Consider the following 11791-nt stretch of genomic DNA (forward strand, 5'->3'; position numbering starts at 1 on the left):
CTGAGGAAAAAGCTAAACTTGAAGCCGAAGCTAAAAAAGAGGCTTTAAAAGCTGAAGCTGAAATAAAAGTTGCTACTAGAGCTAAAGAAGAAGCTGAAGCTAAACTTAAAGCTGCTGCTAAAGCTAAAGAAGAAGCTGAAGCTAAACTTAAAAATAGTTCAGAGAATAAAACTTCTACTGAAAAATCGCCAGTATCACCAAAAATTGAAATTGCAAAACCATCAAAAGTTACTAGTCATACAAGCTTTAATAAAAAAGTTGTTGCTATAGTAATTGCTGCTGTTGTTGTAGTTGCTGGAGGAATCGGAATTTATGCTGCTTCTAGTAGCTCATCAAAAAAAAATGAAACTCCACAGGTTACAGCACCTAAAGTAGATTGGACTAATTTTAATACTTCAATGCAAAATGCTATTAGTAGTGACAATTATAATGAGCTTGCTACACTTTTATCTAAGGCACCTGAAAATGAAGTTCCATCTGCTGAAAAAGCTTCATATACTGCTGGTTTAAAACTTATGCAAGATAGTGGTATTCAATACTTCTATGATCAAGGTATGAATGATTATAGCAATAAAAATTACCAAGCTGCTATAAATAATTTCCAAAAAGCATTGCCATTTGCAAACGGTAATTATTTAGCTCCACATTTAACTTACTTTATGGGAGCATCTTATTCAGCACTAGGTGACCATGCTAAAGCTGTTGAATACTACAAGCTTTACTTAAAGAACTTCCCTAATGATAATATTTATAATTCAGGATGTCTTTATGTTTTAGCTAAGTACTACTTCGCTCAAGGTCATGTACAAGAAGCTCAAACTTACGCAAAAGAATTACAATCACAATTCCCTAATTCGGAATATAATAATTCAGATATTCAAAACATTTTAAATGCAAAATAGTTTTACTAAACCCAGTAGGAAGATTCTTACTGGGTTTATTTTAGTATTTTGGTAGCTATTATTTTTATCTTTTTTTAAATTTTCATAATAAAATAGTCAAAAAAAATTAACACTATTATAAAGCTTTGTTTTATTTTAATAAGAAAATATATAGTATAATTTTCTTTATCTAATAGCATATTTCCTATTTCAAATAGGAAATATGCTATTAGATATTAGACAAATTTTATTTTTAAAATCTGTCTATACTTTTTATACTTTGTAAATAATTTTACTCGTGGAGGTATTTTATGGATATTAATATTCAACGTGAAGAAATAGAAAAAATTTATGGAAAAATTAGTCCTTTTGAATTTAAAAATAAACTTATAGGTCTTGCAACTGAGGAAAAAGGTGCACGTACCCTTTTAGATGCTGGACGTGGTAATCCAAATTGGACTTGCGCTACTCCTCGTCAAGCTTTTTTCACATTTGGTCAATTTGCTGTTTTAGAAACTCAAAGAACTTGGCAAAATTGGGACTTAGCTGGTATGCCAAGTAAAGAAGGAATTTATGATAGATTCTTAGAGTTTTATAATGAAAACAGTGACGCTCCAGGCATGGATCTCCTTAAAAATATGATTAATTATGGTGTAGAAACTAAAGGTTTCACTCCTGATGATTGGGTTTTTGAATTAACTGATGGAATAATTGGAGATAACTATCCTTTTCCAGATAGAATGCTTACTCATATCGAAAGTGTAGTTCACGATTATTTAGTTCAAGAAATGAAATATAGAAATAATAAAGATGATAAATTTCATATTTATGCAGTTGAAGGTGCAACCGCTGCAATGTGTTATCTTTTCGATTCATTAAAGGTTAATCATCTTTTAAATGAAGGCGATACAATTGCTATAATGACACCAATTTTTACTCCATATTTAGAAATTCCTACTCTTCCTAATTACAATTTTAATGTGGTTCCTATTAGTTCTAGTGGTGAAAGTGCTGGTGGCACTCATACTTGGCAATATCCTAAGGAAGAGCTTGATAAATTAAAAAATCCGGATATTAAAGCATTATTTATAGTAAATCCAAGTAACCCACCATCAATTGCTTTAAGTGATAGATGTAGAGATCATATTATATCTATTGTAAAAGAACATAATCCAAATCTTTTAATAATCTCAGATGATGTTTATGGTACATTTGTACCCGGTTTCCGTTCTCTTATGAATGATTTACCATATAATACTGCTGGAGTATATTCATTCTCTAAATATTTTGGTGTTACTGGATGGAGACTTGGAACTATTGCACTACATGAAAACAATGTTTTTGATAAACTTATAAAAGAACTTCCAGCTGAACATAAAAAGATTTTAAATAAAAGATATGGTGATATGTGTAAAGATCCTTCAACAGTTCCTTTCATAGATAGAATAGTTGCTGATAGTAGACAGGTTGCTTTAAACCATACAGCAGGTCTTTCCACTCCACAACAAGTTCAAATGGCATTCTTCTGTATGTTTGCAATTTTAGATACAAATAATAGATATAAAAATAAAACTATAGATATTTGTCATCATAGACAAAAACTATTATTTGAAGGATTAGATTTAGAGTTACCTAATAATAAATATGATGCAGCTTATTATACTCAATTCGACCTTTTAGAATGGGCTAATAAATATTATGGATCAGAATTTGCTGCATACCTTCAAAAGTATCATAAGCCATCACATATACTTTATAGACTTGCACAGGAGTCTTCGATAGTTTTATTAAGTGGCAGTGGATTTCAAGGTCCTGAGTGGTCTATAAGAATATCTCTAGCTAACCTAAATGATAACGCATACTCTAAAATTGGAAACATACTTCATAATATTTTAGAAGAATTCGTTAAATCATGGAAAAACTCGAAAATTAAGTAGTTAAGAATTAATGAGAAAACTCGCTTAGGCGAGTTTTTTTAACGAAGAAAAAAGCTATGATTTGATATTCTCTCCTACCATAGCTTTTTTAATTTTTCATTTTTAATTATTAATTACTATTTGTTTGTGTATTTGTATTACTTGTTGTTGTGTTTTGTATTGGTGAGTTTTCTATTACTTTAAATGAATATCCGTGATCTTTGTAGTATTTTATTATGTCTGGTAATGCGGTAACTGATGTTCCTTTAGCTGCTGCATCATGCATTAATAAAATTACATGTTCTTCATTTGTTGATTCTTTAATTGCTGTACTTATAAGCTTACTTGGTGCAATATTATTTCCTGTTGCATCTCCTGTTTCTGCATCCCAATCAATTGAAACTATATTACAATCTTTATATGCAGTATTTAAAGCCTTTAAGTTTGGATCATGATAATAACTTCTTGACATATACCCACCTGGCATTCTTATAACTCTTGTATTAAATCCAGGCCCTAAAATATTTCTCATCATATCATCTGTTTTTGTTATCTCTTTCATAAATACATTTACATTAACACTATTTCCTGGATATAATTTATGAAAATCATGTGAGTATGTATGATTTCCTATAGCATTCCCACTTTCATATGCTTCTTTTAAATACTCTTGATTTTGTTTTGACTCTAAATTACTACCCATTGCAAAAAATGTAGCATGAACATCGTTATCTTTAAGAATCTTTAAAATTTTAGGTGTATTTTCACTTGGTCCATCATCAAAAGTTAAAAATACTTCTTTTTCATTATTTACTTTTTTAGCCGTTTCAATCATATCAAAAACTTGATTTGCTGGAACTGCATAAGATTTTGCACTATCAATTATATTATTTCCATTTTGAGGATATCCATATTTATTACTTGGCACCTCTTGCTTTGGTGTTTCTTTTACTTGCTCTTTTTGTGTATTTGCTTGTGTCACGGTTTCTTTACTACTATCTTTTATAGCAGTCTCCTTCTTACTATGAGCGAATGCAATACTAGCTCCTCCCACAACAACTACAACTACAACTATAATTGCTATAACAAGTCTATAATTTCCTTTTTTTCTTCTTCTGTTCCCCATTATTTTCCCCTCCAGAACAATTAAACATTTTGTTTCTATAATTATTTTACATTATTTTTAAAATAAAAAAGTTAATTTTTTGATACATTTATGTATATTTTTATTAATTTTTTGTCATTTTTTAAACAAATTAAACTTTTTCAATTTTTTCTTTATAATTTTTGCCATTTATTTATTTTTAGTTTTGTATTATAATGAAAAAACTTAAAAATTTACAAAGGAGATTTATATGATAAAGCTTTTATCTAAAGGATATTTAAAATTATTAATTATTCTTATACTTTTTATTTCATTTAATACAATATGCTTTTACACAAAAGCATATTCTACAAAATTAAATAATAAACAAAAAAAATTTGAAAATCATATTATAATTTCATCTATAGATAAATCCTATATAGAAGTTAGTCATCTTTATAAAAACCATTTAAAAAAAGATTCCTTTCATGATAATGCACCAATTCTTAACTTTTCAAATAGTCATACATTTAAAAAACATTCCCATTTTTCTCTTATTACAAAAATACTTTTAATACTCTCACTTCTAATCATTCTATCTATAATCTATTGTTTTGTATTTTTTTAAAACTCCTCTATGGAGTTTTAATTATTTTATGTATTTTTTGTAACTTAATTTCTATAAAAAATATACTAGAGTCTCTTTTTTTGTAGTATTTTATAATTTTATTTTTTTTATTTCATTTTTATTTTGTTAACCATTAATACATCTTAGCTTAACTTTATTAATTTTTCTTGTTATTTCTTTATATTTCTACCCTTTATTCATTAAAAGTTATTATTTTTATTTATTTCCTTCTTATACCTTCTTATCCCTTGATTTTATTAGCTTTCATTCATTTCAAATTTGAACTTGTATAGATATTTTTAGTATTTCTATGTTTTTTCAAGCTTTTACTATATTTTTTTCAAATTTCCGTATTTTTTAACTAATTTTCATCTTTTTCTTTATTTTAATTTAATTTTTATATAAATGTATAATCTTTCTATGTTAAGTTAATAATTTTATATAGTAACATTAAATCCTATATAGATACATATTAAACGCAAATTTAAACAAGAGGTGAATAAAATGGCAATGGATAAAACGATTGTTAAATCATTCTGTAAAAAATTAAGTGATAAACCTTTTACACTTAAACTTTGGGATGGCGAAGAAATAAACTATGGTGAAGGGACTCCTGAATTTAAAGTAATAATAAATGACTTCCCTCCAAAAAAAGAAATTTTAGCTGACGCAAGTATTGCACTTGGTGAAGCATATATGGATGGAAAAATTGATTTAGAAGGAAATCTTCAAGAAATATTTGAAAGTATCATGAGACAAAGTGATAGCTTCTTAAATGATAGTGTTCTTTTAAAATTTGTTGGAAAAATAGCTTCAAACTCAAGATCAAAATCAAAAGCTGATATTGCTAGTCACTATGACATCGGAAATGACTTCTACTCAATCTGGCTTGATGAAACTATGAGTTATTCATGTGGCTATTTTAAACACGAAGATGATACACTTTATGATGCCCAGATGAATAAAATACACCATATCTTAAAGAAATTAAACCTTAAAGAAGGTCAAACACTTTTAGATGTTGGTTGTGGATGGGGTTATCTAGTTATTGAAGCTGCTAAACTTTATAAAGTTAAGGCTATGGGAATAACTTTAAGTGAAGAACAATTCAAAAAAGGTAATGAAAGAATTAAAGAATTAGGTCTTGAAGATTTAGTAGAAATTAAATTCATGGACTATAGAGATCTTAAAAAGAGCGGACTTGAATTTGACAGAGTTGTAAGTGTTGGTATGGCTGAACACGTTGGCCATAATAATTTACCTTTATACTTTGAAAATATAAATGCAGTTCTTAAAAAAGGTGGATTATTCTTATTACACAACATAACAAGTCCACTTGAAAGTGAAGGAAATCACTGGATTACTAAATATATCTTCCCAGGTGGATATGTTCCAACAGTTAGAGAAGAAGTTCATATAGCTGCTGAATTAGACTTCAGAATTGTAGATATTGAATCATTAAGATTACACTACATGAAAACTCTTATGCATTGGTTACAAAATTTTGATGATAACATAGATCAAGTTAGAACTATGTTTGATGAAAGATTCATAAGAATGTGGAGATTATACTTAGCATCATGTGCTGCTGGATTCCATTACTGGACTATAGATATACACCAAATGCTATTTACAAAAGGAACAAATAATACTCTTCCAATGACTAGAGATTATCTTTACCAAGACTAGTTTTAATTAGGAATTTAAAATTTTAAATGTTTAAACCAAATTGGCAAAGCCAATTTGGTTTTTTATTTTAACTCATATTCCACAAAATTTTCCCACCTGTCAATATCCGTTCCCACTATCTATAAAACTCTTATATAAAGCCATTTAACAACACCTCCTACTCTTTTTTTTTATAAAAAATTTTACGACTTTTTTAGCAAAATTTCTCCATTCCTCTATGCATATTTTTCTTTTTGGGGTATACTACTAGTGAAGACGTAAGAAATATATGAATACTTATATATTTCTTAGTATATAAATTACAAGTATATGGAGGTTTTGTATTATGTTAGTTTCAGCAAAAGAAATGTTACAAAAAGCTAGAGAAGGTAAATATGCTGTTGGTCAATTCAACATCAATAACTTAGAATGGACTAAAGCTATTCTTTTAACAGCACAAGAAAATAATTCACCTGTTATCTTAGGAGTATCTGAAGGTGCAGGAAAATATATGACAGGATATAAAACAGTATCAGCAATGGTATCTGCTATGATAGAAGAATTAAACATCACTGTTCCTGTTGCATTACATTTAGACCACGGTAGTTATGAAGGATGCTTTAAATGTATTGACGCTGGTTTCTCATCAATTATGTTTGATGGATCACACTACTCAATAGAAGAAAACATCGCTAAGACTACTGAGTTAGTTAAAATAGCTAACGAAAAAGGTTTATCATTAGAAGCAGAAGTTGGTTCAATCGGTGGAGAAGAAGACGGTGTTGTTGGAGCTGGTGAAATCGCTGACGCTAATGAATGTAAGCAAATCGCTGACTTAGGAGTTACAATGTTAGCCGCTGGTATTGGAAACATTCACGGACAATACCCTGCAAACTGGGCTGGATTAGATTTTGATGCATTAGCTAAAATCAATGCAGCTACAGGAAACATGCCATTAGTATTACACGGTGGAACTGGAATTCCTGATGATATGATAGCTAAAGCTATATCTTTAGGAGTTGCTAAAATCAACGTTAACACTGAGTGTCAATTAGTATTTGCAGCAGCAACTAGAAAATATATAGAAGCTGGAAAAGATTTAGAAGGAAAAGGATTTGATCCAAGAAAACTTTTAAACCCTGGTTTTGAAGCTATAAAAGATATCGTTAAAGAAAAAATGGTTCTTTTCGGATCAGTTAACAGAGCTTAATATTAGTTAAAAAAGAGTGCTTCACATAGCACTCTTTTTTTTATATTTATTAAACTTTCATTTCATTCTTTATCATTTACCTCTAATTTTTCTTATTAAAGTATTTATTTATCTATTTTTCCCTCTTAAACCCATAATTAACAATTTATCTTTTAACTATACAAAAAATTTATTGTATAATACTTCTTGTACTTAAGGAGGTTTTTATGAATAAAAAAAAGAAAATACTAATACCAATAACCATTATAGTTATAATAATTATTGCTCTTGTAGGTTTTTATTTCTACAAAAACAATGTTGAAACAAAAGCTTACAATAAAACACTTACAACTTTTACAACTTTAAATAAAGAATTAACTACTCTTCCTAAAAATCCATCTCAAGATGTATTAAAGGGATATGCTACTTCTCTAAACAATTTAACAACTTCATTTAACAATTTAGGTAATTCATTTTTTCTAAATAGTAGTATTAAAACTTCAGCTAAAAATTATGCTGCTGCTTCTAATTATCTTTTGTGTAAAGATAATTTAAATATAGCTTTTTACACACTTTTAGATAATTTTAATAAAATACCAAATCCAACAATTCCAGATACTACTAATTTAGTGAATAACATAAACGGTTTATTAAGTAATCAAAACTTTATTGAAATGGAAAATATTTATAATACTAATGCTTTTGTTAAAAGTCAACAAAGTTCTAATTCACCTAATGAGCTTAAAACTTACATTGAAGAATTATCTAAACAATATAATGAATTAATAACAGGTTTATCAGAAGCTTTTAATTCTTAATATAAAAATAAATACTATCATAATTTTTATTATTCAATAGCCCTTATAAAAAAATCCCAATAGATTTTAATTTTTCTATTGGGATTTTTAAATATTCTATTTTTATTACTACATTAATTTATAATTTTTTTCTCTCACTATCTCACTCTCTATAATATTTTTAAGTTTTTCATCTTTAGTTAATTTATAAATATACCTACTCTTCATATATAAATATCTACTTATTATTAATATTTCATTTTTATTTATAATTTCTTTTCCTTTTTCATATTCGTATATTTTATCATCTAATCTCTTATAACTTTCTATAATTCCTAAAATAATTTTATTAAAATTTATTGGAAATATATATTTTATCACTAAAAATACTATTATAGCACCTAATACTACATACCATATTCTATATAACGATAATATATAGTAGGCTTGGCTTTTATTCATTATAAATTGGCTTGCTATTCCTGTATAAGTTATAAAAATTGCACGTTTTCCGTAATCTATAAGATAGATGGAAAAATAAAGACTTATTAACATTAAAGCACATACATAAATATTATTTTGTGATATAGTTAGAAGTATATCAAATAATATAAATCCTACTAAAGTTCCAAAAATTCTTTGACTAAGTTTCTTTATACTCTGCTCTGCAAAAGGTAAATATACTACTGTAATAGTATATAAAAGCCACCTACCATCTTTTATATTAAAATAAAATACTACAAATACTGCAATACTTGTTAAAATAGCTCCTTTTATTGCAGCATTAAATTTTATCCCCGTCATACTTATTTTGAATTTATAGTTTAAGTTTAGTTCATCACTATATTTATTTAATACTCTTTTTTTTATTTTTAAAATTTCTAAACCATCTTTACTTTTTTCAATTTTTTCATTTAAATTTATATTTTCCAAATAACTTTCTTTTATAATTTTAATAAATTTCTCATTTTTATAAATTTTTATAAATTTATTTATATTTTCATAAAATCTAATTTCTTCTTTCATTTCATAAAAATCAAAACCATCTTTAATTAAATTAATTAAAGTTTCTTTTATTTCATCTCTCTTTATTTCATCCATAGTAAGTCCTAAGCTTTTGATTAATTCTATTACTCCAATTTTTTTTACTAGCTGCACTTTATTTTTACTATTTTTCTCTGTTTTCTTAATAAGCAAATCTTCTGCTTCTTGTATTTCTTCTAACGCTAATGCTAACTTTTCTCTATTATCTCTCTCTTCTTCCCATTCATTAAAATATTCTTTTGCCTTTTTCATTTTCTGATTTGCAATTTTAAGAAAATCTAATCTCATAACAAGAAAATAAAGAACCATAGCTATAACGGCTCCATAAACTGTTGCTATCATTCTATATCCTAAATCACCTTTTGGCATTGGAATTGATAAAATTAGAATATAATATATCATAAATATCATTGACTTAGATTCTTTATTTTCATATGTATAAAAATAATAAATACAAAATCCTATAATAAATGTTAAAAATGTACCTAAATATATATGATAACTAAATATAGATGCACAAAAAGAAAGTATGCTACATACTACTACAAGCTTTATTATTTCTTTTAATTTCCCTTCTGTATAGTCATCCTTTGCAAGCTCTGGTACTAATAGAATCGATGCCATAGCAACCATTATATTGCTCCCAAGCTTAAATGGGATAAATGTTATTAATACAATTATCCCTAAAACCCATGCTTTAAAAGCTAAAGATTTACTCATTTAAATCACTCCTCTAATTTTCTTTACAATACACAATTATAAAGTGTGGAGTAACTCTAGAGTCAATAGTATATTTTAAACTTTGCATATTAATCTAACAAAAGATTTTTCTTCATTTTTTGATTTAAAAAATGTATATATCTTTATAAAAATATCTCCTTTATCAATATTAAAAAATTCTCTTAACCCTTTTATATAATCATAAATTTCTTCTTCATTTCCTAAAAATTCAATATCTACTATTTTTCCCTTTATACTATATTCTAAAATTTCAGTATTAATAATCTTTTCCATTTTTTTTATAATCTTTTCTGTTTTTTTAGACTTTTCGATATAAATATATTTACCCTTTAAAAATAAATTATCTATCTTTTTTTGAACTTCTATTTTAGTAAAATACTCAATAGTTTCATTTTCAATTTCAATAGATTTGCTAAATCTTTTACATATATTTTTCAAAATTAAACTTTCAATAGGTAATCTAAAAAACGAAATCCCACTTTCTTCTATCTGCACTTCTTTAAAACTATTTGTATTTCTATGAATTTGGGATTTTTTAATTACTTCAGAACTTAATTTTATAGTCTTCTCTATTCTTTTCAAATATTCTATTTTTTCACTAACTATCTTTTTCTGTTTATCCATAAATTCTATATATTTATCAAAATCTAATTCCTCCATATTTAAACATTCTTTAATATCATTTATTGAAATCTCTAAATACCTTGCTCCTAATATAAATGATAATAAATATAGTTCCTTCAAATCATACATTCTATATCTATTCTCTTTATTAATCATAGGAGATAATATTCCAATTTTATCATAATATCTTAATGTATCTACACTCACATCAAACATTTTACTAACATCACCAGTTGAAAATTTATTTTTCATGCATTTTCCTCCATATAAAAATTAAGGCTGTAATTTTTTTCATTTACAACCTTGATAATATATTATAGTATTAAAAGCTCCTATCTTAAATGATAGAAGCTTTTAAATTTATTGATTTATCCAGTCAATAGCTTGTGTTATAGATGATGCACTATCTGTTCCATCTACTTTAGTAATAAGTAAGATGTCAGAAGCCTCTAAATGCTCCATAAGCTTCTCTTTCATCTTTTCAGCGCTTAACTCACTTTTAACTAAAAAGCTGTCTGGCATAATATTGGCCCAAGCACCAAAAGTTTTAATAGTTCCTACAACTTCATAATCATCACGTACAGCGTGTTCATGATCATGTGTATGCTCTTCTCCTTCACACCCACAACCACATCCATGTGATTCTTCTTGTAAATAAAAATTTATGCTATATGTATTCATATAAATCTCCTTTAATTATGTTTTATACTACGATTATATCCTATAATAAGAAGAAACACTATTTAAATTTTAATATACATTTTTAATTTTCATATCTAACTTTCCGTCACTATCTATCTTCTCTATAGTAACATGTACCTTTCCTCCATATCCTTTTTCTAAATATCCTATAATTATCTCTTCTTGCATCATTCCATTTTTATCTTTATAACTTAATAAAACTACATTTTTACCTTCTAGATTTTTAGTAGATAAAGTATATTCTATTTTTTCATTTCCATTTACCATTAATTTTTCTTTTATAATTTCTCCTTTTATATACTTTAACTCTAAATTAGTAATAACATTATTAGTATCATTTTGAATAATAATTTTATACTCCTCTTTCATAAAAACTCTAATACTCAAAGCCAATGTAACTAATATTGAGATTGAACTAGCTACTATAATTTTATTCCTTTTCCCCATAAATATACTTCCCCTTTTTTAAATTTTAATAGATTAAATCTTTCATTAATCTATTTAAATTTTAACATAT

At 26.5% G+C, this 11791-nt stretch carries 10 protein-coding genes; 5 read left to right on the top strand and 5 right to left on the bottom strand.

Features of this window, described 5'->3' with window-relative positions:
* Both ACRDDY_RS03140 and aspD read left to right on the top strand, forming a co-directional pair.
* A partial coding sequence (locus ACRDDY_RS03140; RefSeq protein ID WP_438563511.1) for a tetratricopeptide repeat protein occupies nt 1-902 on the top strand: 902 nt, incomplete at its 5' end.
* Nucleotides 903-1192: 290 nt separating this feature from the next.
* A complete protein-coding gene (gene aspD, locus ACRDDY_RS03145) occupies nt 1193-2818 on the top strand; it encodes an aspartate 4-decarboxylase (RefSeq protein ID WP_438563512.1) in 1626 nt (541 codons plus the stop codon).
* 109 nt (nt 2819-2927) lie between these two features.
* Here the strand turns inward: aspD and ACRDDY_RS03150 are convergent, their stop codons facing one another.
* The gene (locus ACRDDY_RS03150) at nt 2928-3923 is read right to left on the bottom strand and encodes a polysaccharide deacetylase family protein (RefSeq protein ID WP_438563513.1); all 996 of its coding nucleotides are present in this window, start codon (nt 3921-3923) and stop codon (nt 2928-2930) included.
* A gap of 1090 nt (nt 3924-5013) precedes the next feature.
* Between ACRDDY_RS03150 and ACRDDY_RS03155 the strand changes: the two genes are divergently transcribed.
* The 3 genes from ACRDDY_RS03155 (at nt 5014) to ACRDDY_RS03165 (ending at nt 8184) form a co-directional block, all read left to right on the top strand.
* On the top strand, nt 5014-6198 hold the full coding sequence (locus tag ACRDDY_RS03155; protein ID WP_438563514.1) for a class I SAM-dependent methyltransferase: 1185 nt from the start codon (nt 5014-5016) through the stop codon (nt 6196-6198).
* A 325-nt stretch (nt 6199-6523) separates the two neighbouring features.
* A complete protein-coding gene (fba, locus tag ACRDDY_RS03160; protein WP_438563515.1) occupies nt 6524-7387 on the top strand; it encodes a class II fructose-1,6-bisphosphate aldolase in 864 nt (287 codons plus the stop codon).
* 206 nt (nt 7388-7593) lie between these two features.
* On the top strand, nt 7594-8184 hold the full coding sequence (locus ACRDDY_RS03165) for a hypothetical protein (RefSeq protein WP_438563516.1): 591 nt from the start codon (nt 7594-7596) through the stop codon (nt 8182-8184).
* 108 nt (nt 8185-8292) lie between these two features.
* Here the strand turns inward: ACRDDY_RS03165 and ACRDDY_RS03170 are convergent, their stop codons facing one another.
* From ACRDDY_RS03170 to ACRDDY_RS03185, 4 genes are all read right to left on the bottom strand, one after another.
* Nucleotides 8293-9927, bottom strand: a complete 1635-nt coding sequence (locus ACRDDY_RS03170; protein ID WP_438563517.1) for an FUSC family protein — start codon at nt 9925-9927, stop codon at nt 8293-8295.
* A 75-nt stretch (nt 9928-10002) separates the two neighbouring features.
* On the bottom strand, nt 10003-10824 hold the full coding sequence (locus ACRDDY_RS03175; RefSeq protein ID WP_438563518.1) for a MerR family transcriptional regulator: 822 nt from the start codon (nt 10822-10824) through the stop codon (nt 10003-10005).
* 108 nt (nt 10825-10932) lie between these two features.
* The gene (locus ACRDDY_RS03180) at nt 10933-11253 is read right to left on the bottom strand and encodes a hypothetical protein (protein ID WP_438563519.1); all 321 of its coding nucleotides are present in this window, start codon (nt 11251-11253) and stop codon (nt 10933-10935) included.
* 69 nt (nt 11254-11322) lie between these two features.
* A complete protein-coding gene (locus ACRDDY_RS03185) occupies nt 11323-11721 on the bottom strand; it encodes a hypothetical protein (RefSeq protein WP_438563520.1) in 399 nt (132 codons plus the stop codon).
* Nucleotides 11722-11791: the final 70 nt, after the last annotated feature.

Origin of the sequence: Clostridium sp. (assembly GCF_051656525.1) — a bacterium.
Classification (GTDB): Bacteria; Bacillota; Clostridia; order Clostridiales; family Clostridiaceae; genus Clostridium.

What these genes read in the sequence shown, in the direction of transcription:
- aspD (WP_438563512.1), top strand. Translation starts at nt 1,193, where the DNA reads ATGGATATTAATATTCAACGTGAAGAAATAGAAAAAATTTATGGAAAA.
- ACRDDY_RS03150 (WP_438563513.1), bottom strand. Translation starts at nt 3,923, where the DNA reads ATGGGGAACAGAAGAAGAAAAAAAGGAAATTATAGACTTGTTATAGCA.
- ACRDDY_RS03155 (WP_438563514.1), top strand. Translation starts at nt 5,014, where the DNA reads ATGGCAATGGATAAAACGATTGTTAAATCATTCTGTAAAAAATTAAGT.
- fba (WP_438563515.1), top strand. Translation starts at nt 6,524, where the DNA reads ATGTTAGTTTCAGCAAAAGAAATGTTACAAAAAGCTAGAGAAGGTAAA.
- ACRDDY_RS03165 (WP_438563516.1), top strand. Translation starts at nt 7,594, where the DNA reads ATGAATAAAAAAAAGAAAATACTAATACCAATAACCATTATAGTTATA.
- ACRDDY_RS03170 (WP_438563517.1), bottom strand. Translation starts at nt 9,927, where the DNA reads ATGAGTAAATCTTTAGCTTTTAAAGCATGGGTTTTAGGGATAATTGTA.
- ACRDDY_RS03175 (WP_438563518.1), bottom strand. Translation starts at nt 10,824, where the DNA reads ATGAAAAATAAATTTTCAACTGGTGATGTTAGTAAAATGTTTGATGTG.
- ACRDDY_RS03180 (WP_438563519.1), bottom strand. Translation starts at nt 11,253, where the DNA reads ATGAATACATATAGCATAAATTTTTATTTACAAGAAGAATCACATGGA.
- ACRDDY_RS03185 (WP_438563520.1), bottom strand. Translation starts at nt 11,721, where the DNA reads ATGGGGAAAAGGAATAAAATTATAGTAGCTAGTTCAATCTCAATATTA.